The sequence below is a fragment of the Synechococcus sp. N32 genome, from assembly GCF_900473895.1.
In the GTDB taxonomy this organism is placed as follows: Bacteria; Cyanobacteriota; Cyanobacteriia; order PCC-6307; family Cyanobiaceae; genus Parasynechococcus.
The window spans coordinates 173,996-196,162 of record NZ_UCND01000011.1; the positions used below are offsets into that span (position 1 = coordinate 173,996).

The 22,167-nt window shown below is 61.8% G+C and carries 25 protein-coding genes; 14 read left to right on the forward strand and 11 right to left on the reverse strand.

Translation table 11 applies throughout. The annotated features are described in order from the left end of the window. Window positions 1-5: 5 nt before the first annotated feature. From DXY35_RS04530 to DXY35_RS04555, 6 genes are all read left to right on the forward strand, one after another. Window positions 6-1,655 carry a CTP synthase gene (locus DXY35_RS04530; protein WP_115081305.1) on the forward strand — a complete coding sequence of 550 codons (1,650 nt, stop codon included), beginning with the start codon at window positions 6-8 and terminating at the stop codon, window positions 1,653-1,655. 9 nt (window positions 1,656-1,664) lie between these two features. Continuing rightward, window positions 1,665-2,282, forward strand: a complete 618-nt coding sequence (locus DXY35_RS04535) for a 7-carboxy-7-deazaguanine synthase QueE (RefSeq protein WP_115081306.1) — start codon at window positions 1,665-1,667, stop codon at window positions 2,280-2,282. Window positions 2,283-2,350: 68 nt separating this feature from the next. Further along, window positions 2,351-3,205 (forward strand): NAD(P)-dependent oxidoreductase, encoded by an 855-nt coding sequence (locus tag DXY35_RS04540; RefSeq protein ID WP_115081307.1) that lies wholly within the window; start codon window positions 2,351-2,353, stop codon window positions 3,203-3,205. Beyond that, on the forward strand, window positions 3,202-3,882 hold the full coding sequence (queC, locus tag DXY35_RS04545; protein WP_115081308.1) for a 7-cyano-7-deazaguanine synthase QueC: 681 nt from the start codon (window positions 3,202-3,204) through the stop codon (window positions 3,880-3,882). Before DXY35_RS04540 ends, queC begins: the two co-directional genes overlap by 4 nt. Continuing rightward, window positions 3,879-5,177, forward strand: coding sequence for an anthranilate synthase component I family protein (locus tag DXY35_RS04550; protein ID WP_115081309.1), 1,299 nt, complete (start codon window positions 3,879-3,881; stop codon window positions 5,175-5,177). Before queC ends, DXY35_RS04550 begins: the two co-directional genes overlap by 4 nt. A gap of 11 nt (window positions 5,178-5,188) precedes the next feature. Then, complete coding sequence (locus DXY35_RS04555) at window positions 5,189-6,001, forward strand: aminotransferase class IV (protein ID WP_115081603.1); 813 nt, start codon at window positions 5,189-5,191, stop codon at window positions 5,999-6,001. Window positions 6,002-6,020: 19 nt separating this feature from the next. Here the strand turns inward: DXY35_RS04555 and DXY35_RS04560 are convergent, their stop codons facing one another. Both DXY35_RS04560 and DXY35_RS04565 read right to left on the reverse strand, forming a co-directional pair. Beyond that, window positions 6,021-6,812, reverse strand: coding sequence for an HAD-IIB family hydrolase (locus DXY35_RS04560; protein ID WP_115081310.1), 792 nt, complete (start codon window positions 6,810-6,812; stop codon window positions 6,021-6,023). Then, window positions 6,809-8,536, reverse strand: a complete 1,728-nt coding sequence (locus DXY35_RS04565; protein ID WP_115081311.1) for an alpha-amylase family glycosyl hydrolase — start codon at window positions 8,534-8,536, stop codon at window positions 6,809-6,811. The genes DXY35_RS04560 and DXY35_RS04565 overlap by 4 nt, the downstream gene beginning before the upstream one ends. Before the next feature lie 69 nt (window positions 8,537-8,605). On the opposite strand from DXY35_RS04565, the gene DXY35_RS04570 reads away from it, so the two are divergent. After that, window positions 8,606-9,856: a glycosyl transferase gene (locus DXY35_RS04570; RefSeq protein ID WP_115081312.1), complete on the forward strand. Its 1,251-nt coding sequence runs from the start codon at window positions 8,606-8,608 to the stop codon at window positions 9,854-9,856. Between the two features lie 16 nt (window positions 9,857-9,872). On the opposite strand, the gene DXY35_RS04575 is transcribed toward DXY35_RS04570, so the two are convergent. After that, window positions 9,873-10,142, reverse strand: coding sequence for a hypothetical protein (locus DXY35_RS04575; RefSeq protein WP_371681734.1), 270 nt, complete (start codon window positions 10,140-10,142; stop codon window positions 9,873-9,875). A 180-nt stretch (window positions 10,143-10,322) separates the two neighbouring features. Between DXY35_RS04575 and DXY35_RS04580 the strand changes: the two genes are divergently transcribed. Continuing rightward, entirely contained in the window at window positions 10,323-10,577 is a 255-nt protein-coding gene (locus DXY35_RS04580) for a DUF1830 domain-containing protein (RefSeq protein WP_115081314.1), read from the forward strand. Window positions 10,578-10,610: 33 nt separating this feature from the next. On the opposite strand, the gene urtE is transcribed toward DXY35_RS04580, so the two are convergent. From urtE to ureE, 8 genes are all read right to left on the reverse strand, one after another. After that, on the reverse strand, window positions 10,611-11,321 hold the full coding sequence (gene urtE / locus DXY35_RS04585) for an urea ABC transporter ATP-binding subunit UrtE (RefSeq protein ID WP_115081315.1): 711 nt from the start codon (window positions 11,319-11,321) through the stop codon (window positions 10,611-10,613). Beyond that, the gene (urtD, locus tag DXY35_RS04590) at window positions 11,318-12,073 is read right to left on the reverse strand and encodes an urea ABC transporter ATP-binding protein UrtD (protein WP_115081316.1); all 756 of its coding nucleotides are present in this window, start codon (window positions 12,071-12,073) and stop codon (window positions 11,318-11,320) included. The genes urtE and urtD overlap by 4 nt, the downstream gene beginning before the upstream one ends. Further along, window positions 12,070-13,197, reverse strand: a complete 1,128-nt coding sequence (gene urtC / locus DXY35_RS04595) for an urea ABC transporter permease subunit UrtC (protein WP_115081317.1) — start codon at window positions 13,195-13,197, stop codon at window positions 12,070-12,072. The genes urtD and urtC overlap by 4 nt, the downstream gene beginning before the upstream one ends. Before the next feature lie 4 nt (window positions 13,198-13,201). Then, window positions 13,202-14,356 (reverse strand): branched-chain amino acid ABC transporter permease, encoded by a 1,155-nt coding sequence (locus tag DXY35_RS04600; protein WP_115081318.1) that lies wholly within the window; start codon window positions 14,354-14,356, stop codon window positions 13,202-13,204. 93 nt (window positions 14,357-14,449) lie between these two features. Continuing rightward, entirely contained in the window at window positions 14,450-15,742 is a 1,293-nt protein-coding gene (gene urtA / locus DXY35_RS04605) for an urea ABC transporter substrate-binding protein (RefSeq protein WP_115081319.1), read from the reverse strand. Window positions 15,743-15,861: 119 nt separating this feature from the next. Beyond that, entirely contained in the window at window positions 15,862-16,467 is a 606-nt protein-coding gene (ureG, locus tag DXY35_RS04610) for an urease accessory protein UreG (RefSeq protein ID WP_115081320.1), read from the reverse strand. Then, window positions 16,467-17,138, reverse strand: coding sequence for an urease accessory protein UreF (locus DXY35_RS04615; protein WP_115081321.1), 672 nt, complete (start codon window positions 17,136-17,138; stop codon window positions 16,467-16,469). Before DXY35_RS04615 ends, ureG begins: the two co-directional genes overlap by 1 nt. Then, window positions 17,135-17,587, reverse strand: a complete 453-nt coding sequence (gene ureE / locus DXY35_RS04620) for an urease accessory protein UreE (protein ID WP_170950511.1) — start codon at window positions 17,585-17,587, stop codon at window positions 17,135-17,137. Before ureE ends, DXY35_RS04615 begins: the two co-directional genes overlap by 4 nt. A 105-nt stretch (window positions 17,588-17,692) precedes the next feature. Between ureE and DXY35_RS04625 the strand changes: the two genes are divergently transcribed. The 6 genes from DXY35_RS04625 (at window position 17,693) to DXY35_RS04650 (ending at window position 22,107) form a co-directional block, all read left to right on the forward strand. Continuing rightward, entirely contained in the window at window positions 17,693-18,628 is a 936-nt protein-coding gene (locus DXY35_RS04625; RefSeq protein ID WP_115081605.1) for an urease accessory protein UreD, read from the forward strand. 18 nt (window positions 18,629-18,646) lie between these two features. Then, window positions 18,647-18,949 carry an urease subunit gamma gene (locus DXY35_RS04630; RefSeq protein WP_006851427.1) on the forward strand — a complete coding sequence of 101 codons (303 nt, stop codon included), beginning with the start codon at window positions 18,647-18,649 and terminating at the stop codon, window positions 18,947-18,949. A 10-nt stretch (window positions 18,950-18,959) separates the two neighbouring features. Continuing rightward, window positions 18,960-19,280, forward strand: a complete 321-nt coding sequence (locus tag DXY35_RS04635) for an urease subunit beta (RefSeq protein ID WP_115081322.1) — start codon at window positions 18,960-18,962, stop codon at window positions 19,278-19,280. Between the two features lie 3 nt (window positions 19,281-19,283). After that, window positions 19,284-20,993 carry an urease subunit alpha gene (gene ureC, locus DXY35_RS04640; RefSeq protein WP_115081323.1) on the forward strand — a complete coding sequence of 570 codons (1,710 nt, stop codon included), beginning with the start codon at window positions 19,284-19,286 and terminating at the stop codon, window positions 20,991-20,993. Next, window positions 20,990-21,748 (forward strand): type 1 glutamine amidotransferase, encoded by a 759-nt coding sequence (locus DXY35_RS04645; RefSeq protein ID WP_115081324.1) that lies wholly within the window; start codon window positions 20,990-20,992, stop codon window positions 21,746-21,748. The genes ureC and DXY35_RS04645 overlap by 4 nt, the downstream gene beginning before the upstream one ends. Window positions 21,749-21,939: 191 nt before the next feature. Beyond that, the gene (locus DXY35_RS04650; protein ID WP_115081325.1) at window positions 21,940-22,107 is read left to right on the forward strand and encodes a DUF4278 domain-containing protein; all 168 of its coding nucleotides are present in this window, start codon (window positions 21,940-21,942) and stop codon (window positions 22,105-22,107) included. The last annotated feature ends 60 nt before the right edge of the window (window positions 22,108-22,167 follow it).

The window sequence follows — 22,167 nt, forward strand, 5'->3', positions numbered from 1 at the left end:
AGGTCATGGCCAAATTCGTCTTCATCACCGGTGGTGTGGTGTCCAGCATTGGCAAGGGAATCGTGGCGGCGAGCCTTGGCCGGTTGCTGAAGTCGCGGGGCTACAACGTTTCGATTCTCAAGCTGGATCCCTACCTGAATGTGGATCCCGGGACGATGAGCCCGTTCCAGCATGGTGAGGTCTTCGTCACCGAAGACGGCGCCGAAACCGATCTCGACCTGGGCCATTACGAGCGCTTCACCGACACGGCGATGTCACGCCTGAACAGCGTGACCACCGGCTCGATCTACCAATCGGTGATCAACAAGGAGCGCCGCGGCGACTACAACGGCGGCACCGTTCAGGTGATTCCCCACATCACCGGCGAGATCCGCGAACGCATCCACCGGGTTGCCTCCAACAGCAATGCCGATGTGGTGATCACGGAAATCGGCGGCACTGTGGGTGATATCGAATCACTGCCCTTCCTCGAAGCCATCCGTGAGTTCCGGGAGGACGTGGGTCGCAACGACCTGGCCTACATCCACGTCACCCTGCTGCCCTTCATCGGCACCTCCGGCGAACTCAAAACCAAGCCCACACAACACTCGGTCAAGGAACTGCGTTCGATCGGCATCCAGCCGGATGTGCTCGTTTGCCGCAGTGATCGCGACATCAGCGACGATCTCAAGCGGAAAATCGGCGGCTTCTGCGGGGTGCCCACCCGCGCCGTGATTCCCTCCCTGGATGCCGACAGCATCTATGCCGTGCCGCTGATCCTTGAGCAGGAGGGTCTGTGCCGTGAAGTGCTGGACGTGCTGAACCTGACCGACCATGACAGCGACATGGCGGCATGGGAACAACTGGTCAACAAGCTGCGCAATCCCGGCCCATCGGTGAAGGTTGCCCTGGTGGGCAAGTACGTGCAGCTGAACGACGCCTATCTCTCCGTCGTTGAAGCGCTGCAGCATGCCTGCATTGCCCAGGATGCCTCCCTCGACCTGCACTGGGTCTGCGCCGAACAGATTGAAGCTGACGGCGCCGATGCACTCCTGCGCGGAATGGACGCCGTCGTCGTGCCCGGTGGCTTCGGCAACCGTGGCGTCGATGGAAAGATTGCAGCGATTCGCTGGGCCCGGGAACAACGGGTGCCCTTCCTTGGGCTCTGTCTTGGAATGCAAACCGCAGTGATCGAGTGGGCTCGCAACCAGGCCGGCCTCACCGAGGCCACCAGTGCTGAATTAAACGAAAACACGCCCCATCCCGTAATTCACCTGCTGCCGGAACAGCAGGACGTGGTCGACCTGGGCGGCACGATGCGCCTGGGGGTCTACCCCTGCAGGATTGCGCCGGGAACCCTCGCCCAGAGGCTCTACGGAGACGAGGTGGTCTATGAACGCCACCGCCACCGCTACGAATTCAACAACTCCTATCGCAATCTTTTCCTGGAATCCGGATATGTGGTGAGCGGCACGTCCCCGGATGGACGCCTGGTGGAGTTGATCGAACTGAAAGGGCATCCGTTCTTCACCGCCTGCCAGTACCACCCCGAATTCCTCTCCCGGCCTGGACAACCCCATCCGTTGTTCCGGGGATTGATCGAAGCGGCCCAACAACGCCTTCCGGATTCACCGGCTCAGGCCCTGCGTCAACAGGGGGACATTGCGATCCCATGAACCGCGTCGATGGCTGACTCCCAGCGTCTCCCGGTGGTGGAAACATTCCATTCCCTGCAGGGAGAGGGCCACCATGCCGGACGCAGTGCATTTTTCATTCGGCTCGCGGGCTGCACCGTGGGCTGTCCCTGGTGCGACACCAAGCACTCATGGCCGGCCCAAGGGCACCCTGAGCAGCCCATCGATGCCTTGGCTGATGCCGCCCAGATGGCTGCTGAAGCTGGAGCCAGCTTCGTTGTGATCACCGGTGGAGAACCGTTGCATCACGATCTACAGCCCCTCACCCAGAGCCTCGATGCGCGATGCGGTCTCCCCCTGCATCTGGAAACCAGCGGGGTGGATCCGCTGAGCGGACGCTTCGACTGGATCACCCTCTCGCCAAAACGCCACCGCCCCCCACGGCAAGAGCTTTTGCAGGCCTGCCATGAGCTGAAAGTTGTGGTGCATGGCCCGGAAGACATCAGCTTCGCTGCAGCCATGGCGTCCAATTGCGAGGACGACACAGAGCGGCTGCTGCAGCCGGGCTGGGAGAGCAGCATCGGAGAAGAGCTGGCTGTAGAGCATGTGCGTCAACACGCCCAATGGCGCCTCAGCCTGCAAAGCCACAAATGGCTTGGAATCCGCTGAACGAGGCCGTTGAGGGCAGGGTCTGCTCCACTACGTTGAGGTTGAACAGAATTTGATCAGCTGAGCTCATGACCTCAGTGGCCGTTCTGGGCACAGGCCTCCTCGGAACGGCGATCGCAACGCGATTGCTGGAGCAGGGTCTCAACGTCCACGTCTGGAACCGCGATCCCTCCCGCATCGTCTCCCTCGTGAAGAAAGGTGCAACAGCGATCGACGATCTGGGGCAAGCCGCCGAAAATAACAGCGTCGTGATCTCCGTTTTGCGTGACGGAGCAGCAACGGCATCCGTGATCGGCGCGATTGGGGATCTGCAGAGCTCAACGGTGGTCCCGATGGGAACCATGGGAGTGGAGGAAAGCCGCAAGCTCGCCACACAGGTTGCGAACCAGGGAGGGCTGTACCTGGAAGCCCCGGTGCTCGGCAGCAAACCACAAGCGCTGAACGGATCCCTACTGGTGATGGCCGGCGGCGAAGAGCAGGTCTTCGAAGAGCAACGGCCACTCCTCTCCCACCTCTGCCAAGAGCCGCAGCTCGTGGGCCCTGTTGGCAGCGGCGCTGCCACCAAGCTGGCCCTCAATCAGTTGATCGCCAGCCTCACCCACAGCTTCTCCCTCTCCCTGCAACTGATTCAGCGGGCCGGCGTGCCTGTGGAAACGTTCATGGCCATCCTGCGGCCGTCAGCGCTTTACGCCCCCACCTTCGACAAGAAGCTGCAACGGATGCTGGATCACAGCTACGCCAATCCCAACTTCAGCACCGCCCTGCTGCGCAAAGACCTGCACCTGTTCCTGGAAGAAGCGACAACGGCTGGGCTCCAGGATCAGGGGTTGAGCGGTTTGCTGACACTGCTTGAACAAGCCAAGGGCACCGAGCTGGATGAGCAGGACTACTGCGCCCTGCACGAACTCACGGTTCTGAGATGAGTCAACGCACTGCCATCGCGCTTCTCTCCGGAGGTTTGGATTCCGCCACCGCTGCGGCCCTTGCCCTTGAGCAAGGCGACCGCGTCATCGGCCTGTCTTTTGACTACGGCCAGCGCCATCGCCGCGAATTGGACGCCGCCGCTGCAGTTGCTGAACAGCTTGGCTTGGCAGAGCATCACTGCATCAGCGTGAATCTGGCCAGCTGGGGGGGCTCAGCCCTCACCGACGCCAGCATTTCGATCCCCACCGAGGGCGTGGAGGAAGGCCGCATCCCACCCACCTATGTTCCCGGGCGCAACACCGTGTTCATCTCCGTGGGCCTCAGCCTGGCGGAGGCTCGCAGAGCCGAAAGGTTGGTGCTGGGGGTGAATGCTGTCGATTACTCGGGGTATCCCGACTGCCGGCCCGACTACCTCAACGCTTTTCAGACCCTGGCCGCCCTGGCCAGCAAAGCCGGTCGGGAGGGCCATGGCGCCCAACTCTGGGCACCGCTTGTGCAGTGGAGCAAGGTGCGCATCGTTGAGGAAGCCCTTCGCCTGGGTGTTCCGATCGAAACAACCTGGAGTTGCTACAGCGGCGGCACGCACCCCTGCGGCGTCTGCGATAGCTGCCGCATCCGTGATGCAGCGCTCCGCGAGGCAGGCCGGCCTGACCTCTGCAGTTCAACAGCGGCATGATCCGCCCCCAACGGCTTGAACTGCCCTGGCAGGAGCCCAAAGCGCTCGCGAACCAACTGGCCCATGCCTACGGCGAAGAAGGCCTGGTCTGGCTGGATGGCGACGGCAGCAAGCTGGGCCGATGGGCCACCCTGGCGGTGGCACCTCAGGAGATCATCTGCTGCCGTGGCCTCCCTGGAGAGCCAGGAGCCGGCAATCCCTTCGAAGCACTGCGGGGGCTTGCCCCAGGGCATTGGTGCGGCTGGCTGAGCTATGAAGCCGCCGCCTGGGTGGAACCGGGAAACCCCTGGGCCAGCGATGGCATGGCCACGCTTTGGATCGCCCGCCACGATCCGGTGCTTCGCTTTGATCTGCAAAAGCGCAGGCTGTGGATCGAAGCCAGCAGCACAGCTGCTTTGGAACGCCTCACCCAACAGCTGGGCTCCAGCCCTGAGCAGCCCAAAGACGAGCCCCCATCGATCCCCCTGACGGCCTGGAGTCACCACACCACACCCGAGCAGTACGCCGCAGGGGTGCAGCGCATCCGTGATCTGATCGCTGCAGGTGATCTCTTCCAAGCCAATCTCACGGCCTGTTGCAGCACAGCTTGGCCCCAGGGAGGCAGTGCCCTCGAGCTGTTTCTCACCCTGAGGCAGGCCTGTCCTGCCCCCTTTGCAGGGCTGATCATCAGCGACCAGAACGAGGCGTTGCTGTCATCGTCCCCGGAGCGTTTTCTGCAGGTGAGTGCTGATGGAGCCGTACAAACCCGGCCGATCAAAGGCACCAGGCCGCGCCATGGCGACCCCGAACAGGATGCAAATCTCGCCGCGGAACTCGTGTGCAGCGACAAGGACCGGGCCGAGAACGTGATGATCGTCGACCTGCTGCGTAACGACCTCGGTCGTGCCTGCCAGCCGGGTTCGATTCAGGTTCCCCAACTGGTGGGTCTCGAAAGTTATGCCTCCGTGCATCACCTCACCTCAGTGGTAGAGGGACAACTTCAGGCCGGATTGAGCTGGGTCGATCTTCTGGAAGCCAGTTGGCCTGGGGGGTCGATCAGCGGGGCGCCGAAACTGCGGGCCTGCCAACGTCTGCATGAGCTCGAGCCCACCAGCCGAGGGCCTTACTGCGGATCACTGCTGCGGGTCGACTGGGACGGCAGCTTCGACAGCAACATCTTGATCCGATCCTTACTGCGCCAAGGCGACACCCTCAGGGCCCATGCCGGCTGCGGAATCGTCGCCGACTCGGATCCCCTTGGCGAAGCAGAGGAGTTGATGTGGAAGCTGCAGCCCTTGCTGGAGGCGCTGGCATGACCACCGCTGGCATGAGCACCGCTATCGCCTGGATCGAGGGTCAGTGGGGGACAGCTGCAAGCCTGCAGCTACCCCTCGACGACCGCGCCCTGCTCCTGGCCGATGGCCTTTTTGAAACCGTGCTGATCCGTAACGGTGCGCCGCAACTCCTGCAGGAGCACCTGCAGCGATGGAGCGAGAGTGCAGCCCTTCTGGGCATGGACCCGCCACCGCAGCGAAACGCGCTGGAGCCTCTCATTGAAGACGCGATTCAGCGAAGCCAACTGAGCGAAGCCGATGGCGTCCTGCGCCTGAATTGGAGCAGGGGCAGCTCGCCTCAGCGCGGAATCGGACTGCCGGGCCCAGGGCACCACCGCTTCTGGCTGACGCTCCAGGCCTGCACACCAACATTTTCAGCCGTCACCACCATCACCAGTCGCCATGAGCGCCGCAATGCCTCCAGCCGCTTGAGCCGATGCAAGACCTTCGCCTACGGGCAATCGATCCAGGCCCGCAGGGAAGCCCAGGACCAAGGGGCCGACGACGCTCTGCTCTTGAACACAGCGGGAGCCCTGTGCTGTGGAACGGCGGCCAATCTGCTGGTCCGGCGACGCGGACAGTGGCTTACACCGCCCCTCAGCAGCGGCTGTCTCCCGGGCGTGATGCGGGGCCGTGCACTCACCCGAGGCATCGCGGTGGAAACCGAGCTGGCGGCCGCGTTCGATGCCGACGATCAGGCTGTTCTGATCAACAGCCTCAGCTGTCGACCGATCGCATCCCACGACGGCAAGCCCATGGCGGCAACGACGACTGCAGTGGATCTATGGCAATCCCTACTCCATTGAGCCCAGAGCAAGAGATGGCCTAGATGCGAAGAATCCGGCGCACAGCCTCATCCCAACCGTTGGCATGGGGGGCTGCCGCCACCTGGAAACGCCCAGCATCGATCCCGGAACGCAACGCGGGATGGGGGCCATCGGCCCCGGGCACCACGACGGCGATGTCAGCCACCTCGAGCAACGGCAGATCGTTGGGGGAATCCCCCAAGGCCAAGACCTGCACCTGCTCAGCACCCAGATGTCGCTTCAGGGTGGCCAACGCCTTGCCTTTGCTGATGTCTGGGCCCAGCAGGTGACCCATGCGGTTGCCCTGCACCACCGTCAGGCCCATCCGCTGAACCAGGGCCTCAAGCCGGCGACGCCCCTCTGCCGAGGGCGGCACAAAAGGCACGCTGCAGCAGCGCCGCTGCGCCTGGCGCAAGGCTTCACCGCCAAGCCCCAACAACCGCTGCCCTTCCGCCTCACTGAGTTCATCCAACGGACGCAGGGGCTCACCCAACTCGGCCTGAAGTCGCTGCAACTGAGGTTTCAGCGCCGTCCAATCCGGACCCAACGGCAGCTCCCAGGGTTCCCCTTCCGGAGTTTCCCCATGCACGGCGCCACCGTTTTCAACGATGTAAGGGTCATGCAGCCCCGCCTCGGAGCGAAAGCCGCGCACTTCCTCGGCCGTTTTGCTGGTGCAGGGAATCACCGGAATCCGGTGCTGTTGCAGCTGACGGATCAGATCCTTGGCCGGCGACCAGTCGTAGCTGTGATCCAGCAACGTGCCGTCGAGATCGGTCACCACCCACCACGCCGGCTCGACACTCGCGGTCATGTCTGAACCAACCAATGCACCGCATAAGGCTCTAGCGAATGCGACTGACGTGGTTCGAACACATGACCGCTCAGGCAATCGGCCCAGGGCTGGTTCAGATCACCACCTAGGCCACTGAGGCGAAAGCTGAGGCGCGCTGCCGTGATGTTGTGAACAGCCACCAGCGTTTCCCCCCCACGGGAGCGCCGCAGGATGACGCAATCACTCCGGCCCTCGCTCAGCACCGTCATCGGGGCATCCGGGTGGAAGGCCGGATGAACAGCCCGTTCGGCCAGAGCCCGCCGCAGCGCCGGCAACAGCGCAGAGACATCTGAATCGGGATCCGCCAGGCGGCGCTCCAGGGCCTGGACCGTGAACTGGGGCCGATTCAGATCCCGGCGATGGCCCGTGCGACGAAAGCGGGTCAGATCATTGGGAGCCGCCAACAACGCCGGCAGATAGAAAGCGGGGACCCCTGGCAAGGCCAGGATCAACAGTTGGGTGAGCAGGAAGCGCTCCCGTTGGAGATACGTGGGATCAATCCCCCCATCCGCCATGGCACTCCACCAACTGATGTTGATCTCGTAGGGAACCTCCTCACCGGAACTAAGCATCCTGTGGCTGACCAGTCCACCACGTTGCTCACAGCCGATCAACAGCTGCAGCAAGCGCTTCTGGGGCATCAGGCCCTCCAACGGCCGTAAACCGATGCCGTCATGACAGGCGGTGAAATTGAGCAACCCCGTTTGCGGCGGCAAGGCGGGCCAATGACTCAGCCAGGCATTGAGCAAATCGGCCCGACCACTGACACTGGCCTCAAGCAGCAGAGGCGGCAGGGGAAAGTTGTAGGCGAGATGCGCTTCATCACCGCTCCTCAAATAAGAGAGGTTTTCTTGCTCCGGAACGTTGGTCTCGGTGACCACAACGCCATCGGGCCCCACCTGATCGAGCAGCAGACGCAGCACCCGAACCAGTTGATGGGCCTGCGGCAGATGGATGCATGAGGTGTGGGGTTCCTTCCAGACAAAACCCACGGCATCCAGACGGATCCAGCGCACCCCATGCCGGGCCATGCGTTGCATCAGCCGGGCAAAGCCCAGTAGCACCTCCGCACTGCGCCAGTTGAGATCCACCTGATCGGGGCCAAAGGTGGTCCAGACCTGACGCGCACCAACGGGGCCCCTCAATTGCGTGAACAGATTGGAACTGCGCGGACGAACCACATCCGCCCAGCAGTGATCCGGGGCTGCCTCGAGCACGCAGGAGCGGCCGGGCTGCTCATCGCGCATGAACTGCTGCACCCAGGGGTGGGAGGCCGACACGTGATTGAGAACGAGATCCGCCATCAGCCGTCGGCCCTGGGCCAGGGCGGCGAGGTCGCTCCAATCGCCGAAACGCGGCTCAAGCTTCGTGTGGCTGGCCACCGCAAAACCACCATCACTGGTGGATTGCAGAAACGGCAGCACATGAATCACCGCTGCGAAGGGCTGCAGATGGAGATTCACAAACGATTTGAGCGCTTGAAGTCCAGGAGCACCCTCCTCACCAATGGTGTCGGCGTAGGTGATCAAGACCACATCACCACCGTCCCAGCGATCGATGTGTTCTGCCATATCGCCATCTCCTGACGATTGGCTCAAGATCTGCAGCAATTGCGACGACAACTCCTTGCCATACCCGGAAGAATCATTCGGGTACAGATCGCCAAGCAGGGTCCGCAGCGTCTCGTCGCGCGGGGGCTGCATCACCTTCCTCCTCCAGACCTTTCAGGTATGGGGCAGGACTCTGACCTCTGTTGTTGCATCGAACACCACATGGATTTTCAGCAGGGCCTGATCAGCACCGTCCATGACTACAGCTTGGGCAATCTCGATGCGGTTGCCTTCAACCAGGAGCTGAGTCAGCGACCCACAACCCTGCTGATCCCCTGCCTAATGGAGGAATTCAGCCGCCCGGCCCTCGGCCTGATTCGCGACACACTTTCGGGCCTGAAGGGACTCAACGAACTAGTGGTGGCATTGGCGGCCACGAGCGCCGAAGACGTCAAAGCGGCGGAAAAATTTTTTGAAGGGATGCCCTTCCCCGTGCGGGTGCACTGGACCAACGGCCCCGCCGTCCGGGAGTTGCTCGAATCCGTCGGTGAACTGGGGCTCGACGTGACCGGACCACCGGGCAAGGGCTGGGCCGTATGGCAGGGACTAGGGGTGGCGTGCCAGAACGCTGAAGTGGTTGGCCTGTTCGATGCCGACATCAGAACCTTTGGATCGGCCTATCCAGAGCGCATGCTCCGCCCCCTGCTGGATCGGTCCCACGGTATTGCCTACGTGAAGGCGTTCTATAGCCGCCTTTCTCTCGAGACCCAAGCGCTTCAGGGCCGAGCCACTCGTTTGTTTGTTGGCCCACTGCTGGCCAGCCTGGAGCAGATTTTCGGGCCTCTGCCCTACCTGTCGTACCTGCAGTCCTTCCGCTATCCCCTGGCTGGTGAATTCGCCTTCACCACCGATTTGGCGATGAATCTGCGCATCCCATCGGACTGGGGACTGGAGGTGGGCCTGCTGTCTGAGGTGTATCGCCATGTGGCCTCCAGCCGAATTGCTCAAGTGGATCTGGGGTTGTTCGACCACAAACACAAGGAGCTGGGTCAGCAACCCAGCGAGGGCCTGCAACGCATGGCGGGCGAAATTTTCGGCACGGTGTTGCGCGGCCTGATGGAACACGAAGGTTGCGTGATGTCGATGGATCAACTGCCGACCCTTGAAGTGCTGTACCGGCGGGTGGGCGAGGATCGCGTGCGGCAGTTCGGCCTTGATTCAGCCATCAATCGGTTGCCTTACGACCGCCATGGGGAAGAACTGGCGGTTCAAAACTTCGCTGGCCTGCTGCGCCCCGGCCTGGCCAAACTGATGCAAGCGCCGATTGCCCATCAGCTGCCGAGCTGGTCGCGACTGCGCAGTTGCAATTCAGCCCTTCAAGCTGATCTGGCCGCAGCAGGACAGGCAGATCGCACATCCCTGAAACGGCCGAATCACAACCCGCAAAGGATCACCTCAAAGCTGGCTGCTTGAAGCCAACGCATGGGCCTCAGCCCAGCTGCTCCCGCTGCCGCATCACCCAAACTGTTGCAGCGCGCTGGGAATGCCAGGCCTGAAGCAATTGCTTGGCCAACATCTTCAGCTGCTGTGGATCGATTGATGATTCGATCGCACGATTCATCCGCTCAACATCGAACTGTTGAGTGACACTCAAACCGATCGCTTCTTCCATCTTGCAATCCCCAAGATCGACTAGACAATTATGCAAAAAGCAGCGAAAAAGAATTGTTTCAACTGAAACGAAAGAAGCACAATACACGGTTCTCAAAACGCTAAAGGGCGCCCACCCCTCTCGAGATCCAGAGGAAAATCGTGACCGTCGATACACAATCAACCAACTCTGTATCAACTCATCTGTATCAAATCTAAAGGTGTGCTGATTCGGTGACCAATCAAACACTCCTCTTGTCTTAAGACCACGAGATTGGCATCATTCCAGATGCTCAAGATGATTGAGTGCGTTTACCAGAACGACACCAGCCGAATGGTGATCGTGAAATGCATTGGTGCCGACCACTTCTACCGAGAGAAGGTGGTGATGCCCACGGAGGTCTTTTGGTTCGAAGCACCCGAGGATGCGCGACTGGAAATCTGGAAGATGTCGATGACAGGGCAGATGCTGCACGTCCATGCCGACGTGAGCGACTACGCCATGAATGAAGAGCCTGCAACGGAATCGATCTGGGCCAGCTGAACTGGCCCAGAAGAAGCCGTTAATAGCGAAGCTCTAAACGCTCAGGAACTGATCAACAACCGCCTGGCTGAGTTCACTGGTTGAGCCACTGGCAACAATGCCGCCCCGTTGCATGGCGTAGTAACGATCAGCCTGGCGAACGAAGTGGAGATGTTGCTCCACCAGCAACACCCCGATCCCGGTGTCGGCGATGATCCGACGAACAGCCGCTTCAATGTCCTGAACAATGTTGGGCTGAATGCCCTCGGTGGGCTCATCCAACAGCAGCAACTTTGGCTTGCCAAGCAACGCACGGGCGATGGCCAGTTGTTGTTGCTGCCCGCCACTCAAATCACCTCCCTTACGCGGTAGAAATTCCTGAAGGATCGGAAACAGCTCATACACGAATGGATCAATGTGGCGATGCCGGGCCAATCCACCCGGCAACGCCTCCATCCCCAAAAGCAAGTTTTCTTCCACCGTGAGCTGGGGGATGATCTCGCGACCTTGCGGCACATAACCAATCCCGGCCCGAGCCCGCTGATGCGGAGCCTGACGATGCAATGGAGCACCGTCGAACGCCATGGTTCCGGAGCGGGGGCGCAACAGACCGATCAGCGATTTCAACAGGGTGGTTTTGCCCACACCATTGCGGCCGATCAGACAAACCATCTCTCCGGACTTCACGCTGAGATCAACATCCCGAAGAATGTGACTTTCACCGTAAAGGGTGTTGAGGCCTTGAATCTCCAGCAGGTTCGTCATTGGTTCTCCTCCTCAGTGGTGCCGAGATAAACCTCAATCACCCGGGGATCGGCCTGCACCTGATCCATCGTGCCCTCACAGAGGACATGGCCCTGGTGCAGCACCGTCACCGGACTTTCAAGCCGTCGAATGAATTCCATGTCGTGCTCAATCACCAACACGGTGTGATCCCCGGCCAACGACTTGAGCAGATCCGCCGTCAGATCGGTCTCCTCATCCGTGAGCCCAGCCACCGGCTCATCCACCAGCAACAGGTCGGGATCCTGACCCACAAGCATGGCGATCTCAAGCCACTGCTTCTGGCCATGGGACAACGACCCAGCAGCCCAATCGGCACGGTTCTGCAGATTAACGATGCTCATCAGGTGATGAACACGATCGCGCTGCTCCCCATTCAGGCCCCCCACCAGCAATGACCAGGGCTGCTTCGGCTGACTAACCGCCAGAGCCAAGTTCTCCTGAACGCTGAGCTTCTGAAAAACACGAGGGCTCTGAAACTTGCGGCCAATGCCAAAGCGCGCAATGCGGTGCTCGCGCGTTCCCACTAAGGAGCGTCCTTTGAAGACCACATCCCCTTCCGTGGGAGCGGTCTTGCCGGTGATCACATCCAGGAACGTGGTCTTGCCGGCACCATTCGGGCCGATCACGGCGCGCAGCTCCCCAGGCTTAAGGCTGAGGTTGAGATCGCGCAGCGCCAAAAAGCCATCAAAACTGACGGTGATTTGGCGCAACTCCAATAAAGCCGTACTCATGACTGAACCTCTTCCTGACCTTCAAGATCGAGACGTGGATAGGTCTCACTCCGACGGACAATGCCGAATCGGTTGAGCCAGTTGCGAGGGCCATCGCCTCGGAACCAGCCAATGACGCCCTCCGGCAAGGCCGTCACCACGAGGATGAACAGGCCCCCTTGGATGAACAGCCAACTTTGGGGGAGAGCTTCGCTCACCAAACTCTTGGCATAGTTGATGGCCACAGCGCCAAGGATCGCTCCCACGAGCGTGCCTCGACCGCCCACCGCAACCCAGATCACCATCTCAATCGAGAAGGGAACGGTCATGTACTGCGGCGAAACAATGCCCGACTGAACGGTGTAAAGCGCACCACCGATGCCTGCCAAACCACCGGCGATGGCGAAGACGATCGTCTTGAACAGGGTTGGGTTGTAACCGGCAAAGCGCAGCCGAGGTTCGTCATCGCGAATGGCGATCAACACGTCTCCAAACCGGCCCCGCACCACCCAGCGCAGAAACAGCCAGGCCAGGATCACCACCACAGAGGTCAACCAGAAGAATCCCCGCTGCATCTCCGGGGAACCCACCATCTGACCGAACAGCTGGGTCACATCGGTTTTAAGGCCGTTGGTGCCGTTAATCAGCTTCTGCTGGCCGTTGAAGAAATTGAAGAAAACAAGCAGGGCCGCCTGGGTGAGGATCGAGAAATAGACCCCCTTGATCCGGTTACGAAACACCAGGTTGCCGAGCACGGCAGCCAGCACGGCTGGAACCAGCCAGATCGCCACCATGGTGAAAAGCGGGGAATGGAACGGCTCCCAGAAGGCAGGCAACCGATCCACGCCGTAGAGGCTGAAGAACTCGGGAATGCCATTGGGCAGATCACCGGAGCTGTTCAGCTGCAGGTACATCGCCGCGCCGTAACCGCCGAGGGCAAAAAAGATGCCCTGGCCAAGGCTGAGCAAACCGGTGAAGCCCCAGATCAAGTCGATGCCCAGGGCAACGATCGCCAATGAAAGGAAGCGACCCAACAGATTCAGCCGAAACACCGGCAGAACAGCGGGCGCGGCAACCATGGCCGCAACGATCACAACCCAAAGGATGATCAAGGGCCAACGGCGTTGTTGAAAGGCTTGGAACATCAGATCAGGCCTCCACCATGCGTCCTTTTTGCGGGAACAGACCCGCGGGACGGAATTGAAGGAACACCACGATCAGAGCGAACACCATCACCTGGGCCATGCTCGTGGTGGCGAAGAAATCAACAGCACCGGCCAGGGGGGCCGGCATGTCAGGCCAGATCGTCAGGAGACGTCCAGCACCGATCAGGTCGGTGAGAAGGCCAATGGCAAAGGACGCGAGCACGGTGCCCAACAGGTTTCCAACGCCACCGAGCACCACCACCATGAAGCAGCCCACGATGTAAGACCCGCCCACGTTGGGGCCCACCGAACCCAGCAGGGAAACAGCAACCCCCGCCACGCCAGCCAAACCGGAGCCAATGCCAAAGGTGAGCACATCAACGGTGTCGGTGGGGATGCCAAGGCAATCACTCATTGAACGGTTCTGGGTCACGGCACGAATGCGCATTCCCCACACGCTTTTGTTGAGGAACCACGTCACCCCAACCACCGCAACGATGGTGATCACGATGATCACCAGGCGCGGCACGGGAAAGGTGATATCCATGAATTCGATCCCGCCACGCATCCATTTGGGTGCCGTCACATCCACATTGCGGGAGGTGGCCCTGGCAATGCGGCTGATTTGTGAGGCCAGGCCACCGGCCAGCAGCACACCGCCCAGGGCTGAAACAGCCCAACTCCCCGCACGCACCAAATGAGCTCGAGGCCCCGAAAGAAGCGAAGAGGGAAGCAGCAGCGGCAGGCCAAAGCCCAGCACCAGCGCCAGGATCAGGCCGGCGGCGTGAGCCAGGGCAACACTCCGCACAAACTGCTGAAGAATCAAGCTGACGCCCCAGGTGGCCAGCAAAGTCTCCAGCGGGTTGCCGTAGAGCCTGCGAATCACGGTGCGTTCCAGCAGGATGCCGACCACACCGCTGACGATGAAGGCCAGAGGAAGCGCCACCAGCACGTAGGCGTTGTAAACCGGCTGCAGCGCAGGCAGCTTGAAGATCAGCTGCACCACGTAGGTGGTGTAGGCCCCAAGCATGATCAGCTCACCATGGGCGAGGTTGATCACGCCCATGAGGCCGAAGACAATGGCCAGTCCGAGGGCGGCCATCAGCAGCACCGAGCCGATGGCAACACCGTTGAACAGGCTTTCGAGAAGCAGTTGCACGGAGGTGTGAAACGAAGCGTTCAATGAAACGACAAAAGGAGGAGCCCGTCGCCGGGCTCCTCCCTGAAGAGCAATCAGGCTGTGATCAGAAGATCAGAGCTTGTACTTTTCGCCCTTGGCGGCGTCGGTCCAGTCGCAAGCGAAGCCTTTGGAGCTGGGCTCGAACTGGTTCCAGGCCTGAGGAGCCACAGGACCATCGGTGGATTCGAGGATCTCGAACTGACCGTCGGCAGTGATCTGGCCGATGCGCACGGTCTGGGAGAGGTGGTGGTTGGGCATCACCTTCACAGGTCCCTGAGGCGCGTCGAACTCGATGCCAATCAGGGCTTCACGCACCTTGTCGTCGTCGAAGCTGTTGGCCTTCTCGACAGCCTTCTTCCACAGGTAGACCATGTTGTAGGCCGACTCCTGAGGGTCAGCGACCTGGCGGTCGGCGCCGTACTTGGCCTTGAAGTCAGCAGCGAACTTCTTGGATGCCGGGGTGTCGATCGACATCATGTAGTTCCAAGCGCCGTAGTGGCCCTCAAGGAACTCAGAACCAATGGTGCTGATCTCCTCTTCCGCAATGGAGTAGCTCATCACGTAGTAGCCGTTATCGGGGGTGATGCCGGCGTCCTGGATCTGCTTGAAGAAGGCGACGTTCTGGTCACCATTCAGGGTGTTGATGATCACACCGCCGTCAGGCAGGGCCTTCTTGATCTTGGCGATGATCGGAGCAACCTCGGTGTTGCCCAGGGGCAGGTAGTCCTCACCGACCACTTCGCCACCCAGGGACTTGAGCTGTTCCTTGGTGATGGTGTTGGAGGTGCGGGGGAAGACGTAGTCCGAACCCACGAGGAAGAAGGGCTTGCCAGCGGCAGGCGACTTCTCATACATGAACTTGGTGGCAGGCTCCGACTGCTGATTCGGAGTGGCACCGGTGTAGAAGATGTTGTTGGAACACTCCTGACCCTCGTACTGAATCGGGTAGTAGAGGAAAGCGTTCTTCGACTCGTACACAGGCAGCATGGCCTTGCGGCTGGCGGAGGTCCAGCCACCGAAGACCACGGGCACCTGGTCCTGGTCGATCAGCTTCTTGGACTTCTCAGCGAAGGTGGGCCAATCGGAGGCACCGTCCTCGACGATGTACTCGATCTTGTACTTCTTGCCATCAACTTCAACACCACCGGCGGCATTGATCTCATCGATCGCCATTTTCTCGGTGTCCACCAGGGTGGACTCGGAGATGGCCATGGTGCCGGTCAGCGAGTGCAGGATGCCAACGGTGACGCTGTCGTCGTACTCGACGTTTGCAGCCTTATCGCCACCACCACAGGCGGTCACGGCAAGGCCCAGCGAGGCCGCGGCCATGCCAGCAAAAAGGCGCTTAGAGAGAGGGGTGCTCATGGAATGAGAGGGCACTTAAAAGCTTGGACGCGCGAAACGCCCTGAAATCTGACCATCGCCACAGGCGGAGATTTGAAACGTAACAACGGGAACACTTTTGCCCCTAAAGGCTTGTGTTTTCATGATTTTGGTAGCTGTTGCAACAGGAACCCCACCACCTGCTCCAGGCCTTCGCCGCTGTGGAGATTGGTGAAACACCAAGGCCGGTCTCCCCGCATCCGCCGGGTGTCCTGTTCCATCACTGAAAGATCGGCACCAACCTGGGGAGCCAGATCAATCTTGTTGATCACCAGCAGATCAGAGCGGGTGATGCCAGGCCCTCCTTTACGGGGGATCTTGTCGCCGGCCGCCACATCAATCACGTAGATGCAGAGATCCACCAGTTCCGGACTGAAGCTCGCCGCCAGGTTGTCGCCGCCGCTCTCAACCAGAACAAGATCGAGATTGGGAAACTGCGTCTCCAGCTCCGCCACGGCAACTCGGTTGATCGAGCAGTCTTCACGGATCGCTGTGTGAGGGCAACCACCGGTCTCCACGCCACGGATCCGCTCTGGATCCAGGGCACCCGCACGGGTGAGGAACTGGGCATCCTCCTGGGTGTAGATGTCGTTGGTGACCACCGCGAGCTGGAGCTCGTCGCGCAAGCGGCGACAGAGGGCCTCCACCAGCGCGGTCTTGCCGGATCCCACAGGGCCCGCCACCCCCAGGCGCAGTTTGCTGCTCATCAGCTTCGAAACAGGCGTGAATACAGCTCAGCATGGGCAAGCTGCGCCATGCCCGCACCCACACCGCTGCTCCAGAGCTGCTGGGGATCGGCCGCCTGGAGCTGCTGCGCTTGGGAGGCAATCAGCGGCAGCAGCCGCTGTTGCAGCACCTGCGCTCGGGAGGGCCCCAATGGCAGCAGCCGCACCGAGGCACTGAGCTGATTGGCAACCCAGCCGTAGAGGTACCCCTCCACCATGTCTCCCCCTGAAACCGACAAGCGCACAGCGGCCCAGGCCCAGGCCGCTGGCCAACTCAGGGCCACCGGTTCAGGCAGGTCGTGCCCCATATCCGACATCAACTGCAGCAGCGACATCCCCATCTGACGCTGCTGCGCTCGCAACTCCGCGGCCTCGCGGGTGGCCAACAGCCAACCATCCAGATCGATCAGGCGCGCCTTGGCCGCAGCATCGGCCTGAGCGGACCACCCCACCAAAGCCTCCGCCAGAGGCCTTAATGCCGCAGCTTCCAGCCGCACCGCGCCCCGTTGCAGTTCAGCCTCCAACCAAGCCTGGATGACCTGCTCATCGGCGATGGAACCCGCCTGAATCAACACCTCCAGCCCCTCTGAATAGCTGAAGGCGCCTACGGGCAAGGCCGGGCTGACCAATTGCAGCAACGCCAGGGACGTCATCCGTGCTGATGGCCTCCGTAGGCGCCGCCTTCAGGGGCAAACGGCTGCAGACAGCGGCTGACCGTCAAGCCACGGCCTTCCAGCATCGTGGCGAGAACGGAATCCTCCGGCAGCAACAGCTCCTGCTCATGCAGCTCCAGGGCGACATGGCGATTGCCCAGGTGATATGCCGCCTGCAACAGCTCAAGAGGATGCGAACCCTGCACCCGCATCAATGCTTCCGGAGCTGCCGTCACCTCCACAACGGTCGAACCGGACTGATCCCCCAACAAGTCACCGGGCTGGAGAGAACCCTCACGGGGCAACTGCAGAAGCACCGGACGACCGCAGGAGGTGGTGCGACGGCCCCGCAGCACCGTGCGCTCTTCGGCCGTTAACGGCAACTGCAGGGTGGCCGTGGCACTGCTGTTCTGCAGGCGCTGCTCCAGCATGACCACCGCATCCGTCACCAGCAGCTCCTCTCCAGTTCCATAACGAAAGCGTGCCGATCAATCAGCAGCGCTTTGGTGTGCATTGCTACAGAGTTGAAGCCGGTGGCGGCGGAGCGTGAGGCCATGCAACGTCTTGATCCCTGGCACGGCCGCTGCGACCTGCAGTTTCATGCCACCAACGGCAGCACCAAACACCAGGGGGGCTGCACGGCTCCGTTCAAGCTGCTTCGCAGTGAACGCGGCGATGACGGACGCTGCGAGCTGCCGGTGCTGCACACCGCCGGAGGACTGGTGGGCGGCGATCAACTCAGCCTGGACTTCAAGCTTGAGGCCAACAGCCGCGGCCTGATCACCAGCGTGGCGGCGCAGAAGGTTTACGGATCGATCGGCCGCAGCCGCCTGCAACCCGAGGGCTGCTTTGCCCATCAACAGGTGCGCTGCTCGCTGGCCAGCGGCAGTGACTTCGAATGGCTGCCGCAGGAACTGGTGCTGTACGCCGATGCCCTGTTCGAGCAGCAGCTGACGGTGACCCTGCCCGAGGATGCCTCCTTTCTAAGTGCAGAGATCGTGCGCTTGGGCCGAACCGCCGCCGGCGAAACCCTGCAGCAGGGACGGTGGCGCTCGAGCCTCGCCATTCAGCGCCTTGCAGGCAACAGCTCAACCTGGGAACTGGCGGATCGGGTGGACCTTGGAGGCGCCAGCCTGGATTGCCCGCATGGACTGGGAGGCGCGCCGGTGTTCGGAACACTGGTTTGGGCCGCACCGATGGCCATGAGTGCCGAAACAACAGCAACACTGCTGGAGGGAGCACGGGGTGACCGCGAGGGCCTAACGGGCACGATGCGCTGCGGCGCCCTGAATCAGGGACTGATCGCCCGCTATTCCGGCGAGTCGAGCCGTGATGCCCGCTTCTGGTTCAGCCGGATCTGGGAGCGAACACGAACGATCCGGGGGCTGACACGGCCTCGCATCCCCAGGGTCTGGCCCCTGCAGGAACAGCCTCTGCGCCGACAAACGTCCACTGTGAACGCTTTCGAGGCTGCAGCGGAGACACACTGAAGAAGACCGAGCTTCGCCATGCATCTCAGTCCCCAGGAAAAGGACAAGCTCCTGATCGTGACCGCGGCACTGCTTGCTGAGCGGCGCTTGAACCGTGGCCTGAAGCTCAACCACCCCGAAGCGGTGGCCTGGCTCAGTTTTCTGGTGCTTGAAGGTGCCCGTGACGGGAAGAGCGTGGCGGAGCTGATGCAGGAAGGCACCACCTGGCTGCGTCAGGACCAGGTGATGGAAGGCGTGCCCGAACTCGTCCATGAGGTGCAGATCGAGGCCGTCTTCCCCGATGGCACCAAGCTCGTCACCCTGCACGACCCGATTCGCTGAGGCAGAACCAATGGCACCTCTCATTCCAGGCGAACTGCTCCCAGAACCGGGTGAACTGGAGCTGAATGCAGGCCGGCCCGTCACCACGCTGAGCGTCTCCAACAGCGGCGACCGGCCGGTGCAGGTGGGCTCCCATTTCCATTTCGCCGAAGCCAACGCCGCCCTGCGGTTCGACCGGGCCGCGGCCCGCGGTCAACGGCTCGACATCCCCGCCGGCACCGCCATCCGCTTCGAACCCGGCGACAGCCGCGACGTGAACCTGATTCCCTTCGCCGGTGCGCGACGCGTCATCGGCTTCAACGGCCAGATCAACGGACCCCTCGACGCCTGACCCATGCCCTACCGCATCTCCCGCCAGGCCTACGCCGAGACCTACGGACCCACCACCGGCGACAGGGTTCGCCTGGCCGACACCGATCTGATCCTGGAAGTCGAGAAGGACTTCACCGTCTACGGCGATGAGGTGAAGTTCGGCGGCGGCAAGGTGATCCGCGACGGCATGGGCCAGTCCCAGACCCCGCGAGCCGAGGGCGCCGTCGACACCGTGATCACCAATGCCCTGATCCTCGACTGGTGGGGCATCGTCAAAGCCGATGTCGGCCTCAAGGACGGCCGCATCGTCGGCATTGGCAAAGCCGGCAACCCCGACACCCAGGAAGGGGTGACGATCTTGGTGGGCCCAGGCACGGAAGCCATCGCCGGGGAGGGCCACATCCTCACGGCCGGTGGCATCGACACCCACATCCACTTCATCTGCCCCCAGCAGATCGAAACGGCCCTGGCCAGCGGCGTGACCACCCTGATGGGCGGCGGGACTGGACCGGCCACCGGCACCAATGCCACCACCTGCACCCCCGGCGCCTTCCACATCGGGCGGATGCTCCAGGCCGCCGAAGGCCTGCCGGTGAACCTGGGCTTCTTCGGCAAAGGCAACGCCAGCACCCCGGAAGCGCTGGAAGAACAGGTGCGCGCCGGCGCCTGCGGCCTGAAGCTGCACGAAGACTGGGGCACCACGCCCGCCACCATCGATGCCTGCCTTTCGGTGGCCGATCGGATGGATGTGCAGGTGTGCATCCACACCGACACCTTGAACGAAGCCGGCTTCGTGGAAGACACGATCGCCGCCATCAAGGGACGCACCATCCACACCTTCCACACCGAAGGCGCCGGCGGCGGCCATGCCCCGGACATCATCAAGATCTGCGGCGAGGCCAACGTGCTGCCGAGCAGCACCAATCCCACCCGGCCCTACACCCGCAACACGCTCGAGGAGCACCTCGACATGCTGATGGTGTGCCACCACCTCGATCCAAAAATCCCCGAGGACGTGGCCTTCGCCGAATCGCGGATCCGGCGCGAAACGATCGCCGCCGAAGACATCCTTCACGACCTGGGCGCCTTCTCGATCATCGCCAGCGACTCCCAGGCCATGGGCCGCGTGGGCGAGGTGATCACCCGCACCTTCCAGACCGCCCACAAGATGAAGGTGCAGCGCGGTGCCCTGCCGGAAGACTCCACTCGCAACGACAACCACCGGCTCAAGCGCTACATCGCCAAAGTGACGATCAACCCGGCGTTGGCCCACGGCATCAGCAGCGAAGTGGGGTCGATCGAAACCGGCAAGCTCGCCGATTTGGTGCTGTGGAAGCCAGGCTTCTTCGGCATTCGCCCGGAACTGGTGGTGAAGGGCGGTTCGATCGTCTGGGCCCAGATGGGCGATGCCAACGCCTCGATTCCCACCCCAGGCCCGGTGCATGGCCGGCCGATGTTCGGCGCCTTCGGCAAAGCCCTCGCGCCCAGTTGTCTCACCTTCGTGAGCGAAGCGGCAATGGATGCGGACATCCAACGCCAGCTGGGGCTGGAGCGCACCTGCATGGCGGTGAAGGAGACCCGCAGCGTGGGCAAGAGCGCCCTCAAGCTGAATTCAGCGCTGCCCAAGGTGAGCGTGGACCCACAGACCTATGAGGTGTTCGCCGACGGTGAACTGCTCACCTGCGAGCCCGCCGAGGTGCTGCCCCTGGCCCAGCGCTACCTGCTGCTTTGAGCCCCACGCTGCTGGTAGTCCAACACGTGGACCATGAAGACGCCGCACTGGTGGGAGAGCTGGCGCGGCAGCGGGGCCTGACACTCGAGATCCTGAGGCCCGACCGGGGCGACCCACTGCCGGACCCCAGGGCGTATGCCAACAGCATCGCCCTTGTGCTCGGTGGTCCGATGAGCGTCAACGATCACGACCAACCAGGCATGGACTGGTTGCGGCAGGAACTGGACTGGTTAAGGGCCTGGCACCAGCAACGCCGACCGGTGCTGGGCATCTGCCTCGGGGCGCAGCTCCTGGCTGTGGCTGCAGGGGGCAGCGTGCAACCGCTGCAGGTGGGAGCACCACCGCAGCAACTGAAGGAACTGGGGCTCGGCGCGATCCACTGGGTCGCGGATCCCAGTGATGAGGCCCTGCTCAAAGGGCAACCAAGCAGCACTCTGGTGCTGCATTGGCATGGTGATCGCGTCCACCTCCCGGCTGATGCAACCCTGCTGGGTTCTTCACTGCACTGCGCCGAACAGGTGTTTCGGATCGGAGCCCACGCCATTGGCCTGCAATGCCACCTCGAGATCGACGGCGATGCGCTGGAACGCTGGATCGCCAACGACCACGACTACGTGGTGAACGCCCTTGGAGCTGAAGGGCCCGATCGCCTGACCCAGGACTGGCGCAGGCTGGGCACAACGCTCCAAGAACAAGGCCGAAACTTCTTCAATGCTGTGCTCAATCAACTGATTGAGATCAGCCAGACCCACTAATTCCTACGGACAAAAATAAACAAAACCAAAAACTTTTCTGAAGAGGTATCAACCTGAACACCACTTCGGCATTTGCAAGAGCTTCAATGTTTCTGTAGCAACAGCTACCGATCGTTCACTTCGCATCGCGCGAAGCGCAGTTCGCCTCAGGCCATGGAACGGGGACCTGAGCTTGCTTCGAGGACCATCCAATGACCACCCTTCTCTATCGCGGGCATCAGTACCAGCAAAACAACGCCACTCAGGGCAAGCCCGGAGTGCAGCTGGTTTACCGCCGCAACGTGTACCAAGCCCGCCAGATCAACAACCACCGCACTCCGGTGCAGCTCACGTACCGCGGCGTGGGCTACACGCGCTAGGCCAACTTCTCAATCCGTAGCAACTCGAACATTCCAGTTCCGAGGATTGAGGCGTAATAG

What these genes read in the sequence shown, in the direction of transcription:
- DXY35_RS04530 (WP_115081305.1), top strand. Translation starts at nt 6, where the DNA reads ATGGCCAAATTCGTCTTCATCACCGGTGGTGTGGTGTCCAGCATTGGC.
- DXY35_RS04535 (WP_115081306.1), top strand. Translation starts at nt 1,665, where the DNA reads ATGGCTGACTCCCAGCGTCTCCCGGTGGTGGAAACATTCCATTCCCTG.
- DXY35_RS04540 (WP_115081307.1), top strand. Translation starts at nt 2,351, where the DNA reads ATGACCTCAGTGGCCGTTCTGGGCACAGGCCTCCTCGGAACGGCGATC.
- queC (WP_115081308.1), top strand. Translation starts at nt 3,202, where the DNA reads ATGAGTCAACGCACTGCCATCGCGCTTCTCTCCGGAGGTTTGGATTCC.
- DXY35_RS04550 (WP_115081309.1), top strand. Translation starts at nt 3,879, where the DNA reads ATGATCCGCCCCCAACGGCTTGAACTGCCCTGGCAGGAGCCCAAAGCG.
- DXY35_RS04555 (WP_115081603.1), top strand. Translation starts at nt 5,189, where the DNA reads ATGAGCACCGCTATCGCCTGGATCGAGGGTCAGTGGGGGACAGCTGCA.
- DXY35_RS04560 (WP_115081310.1), bottom strand. Translation starts at nt 6,812, where the DNA reads ATGACCGCGAGTGTCGAGCCGGCGTGGTGGGTGGTGACCGATCTCGAC.
- DXY35_RS04565 (WP_115081311.1), bottom strand. Translation starts at nt 8,536, where the DNA reads ATGCAGCCCCCGCGCGACGAGACGCTGCGGACCCTGCTTGGCGATCTG.
- DXY35_RS04570 (WP_115081312.1), top strand. Translation starts at nt 8,606, where the DNA reads ATGGATTTTCAGCAGGGCCTGATCAGCACCGTCCATGACTACAGCTTG.
- DXY35_RS04580 (WP_115081314.1), top strand. Translation starts at nt 10,323, where the DNA reads ATGCTCAAGATGATTGAGTGCGTTTACCAGAACGACACCAGCCGAATG.
- urtE (WP_115081315.1), bottom strand. Translation starts at nt 11,321, where the DNA reads ATGACGAACCTGCTGGAGATTCAAGGCCTCAACACCCTTTACGGTGAA.
- urtD (WP_115081316.1), bottom strand. Translation starts at nt 12,073, where the DNA reads ATGAGTACGGCTTTATTGGAGTTGCGCCAAATCACCGTCAGTTTTGAT.
- urtC (WP_115081317.1), bottom strand. Translation starts at nt 13,197, where the DNA reads ATGTTCCAAGCCTTTCAACAACGCCGTTGGCCCTTGATCATCCTTTGG.
- urtA (WP_115081319.1), bottom strand. Translation starts at nt 15,742, where the DNA reads ATGAGCACCCCTCTCTCTAAGCGCCTTTTTGCTGGCATGGCCGCGGCC.
- ureG (WP_115081320.1), bottom strand. Translation starts at nt 16,467, where the DNA reads ATGAGCAGCAAACTGCGCCTGGGGGTGGCGGGCCCTGTGGGATCCGGC.
- DXY35_RS04615 (WP_115081321.1), bottom strand. Translation starts at nt 17,138, where the DNA reads ATGACGTCCCTGGCGTTGCTGCAATTGGTCAGCCCGGCCTTGCCCGTA.
- DXY35_RS04625 (WP_115081605.1), top strand. Translation starts at nt 17,693, where the DNA reads ATGCAACGTCTTGATCCCTGGCACGGCCGCTGCGACCTGCAGTTTCAT.
- DXY35_RS04630 (WP_006851427.1), top strand. Translation starts at nt 18,647, where the DNA reads ATGCATCTCAGTCCCCAGGAAAAGGACAAGCTCCTGATCGTGACCGCG.
- DXY35_RS04635 (WP_115081322.1), top strand. Translation starts at nt 18,960, where the DNA reads ATGGCACCTCTCATTCCAGGCGAACTGCTCCCAGAACCGGGTGAACTG.
- ureC (WP_115081323.1), top strand. Translation starts at nt 19,284, where the DNA reads ATGCCCTACCGCATCTCCCGCCAGGCCTACGCCGAGACCTACGGACCC.
- DXY35_RS04650 (WP_115081325.1), top strand. Translation starts at nt 21,940, where the DNA reads ATGACCACCCTTCTCTATCGCGGGCATCAGTACCAGCAAAACAACGCC.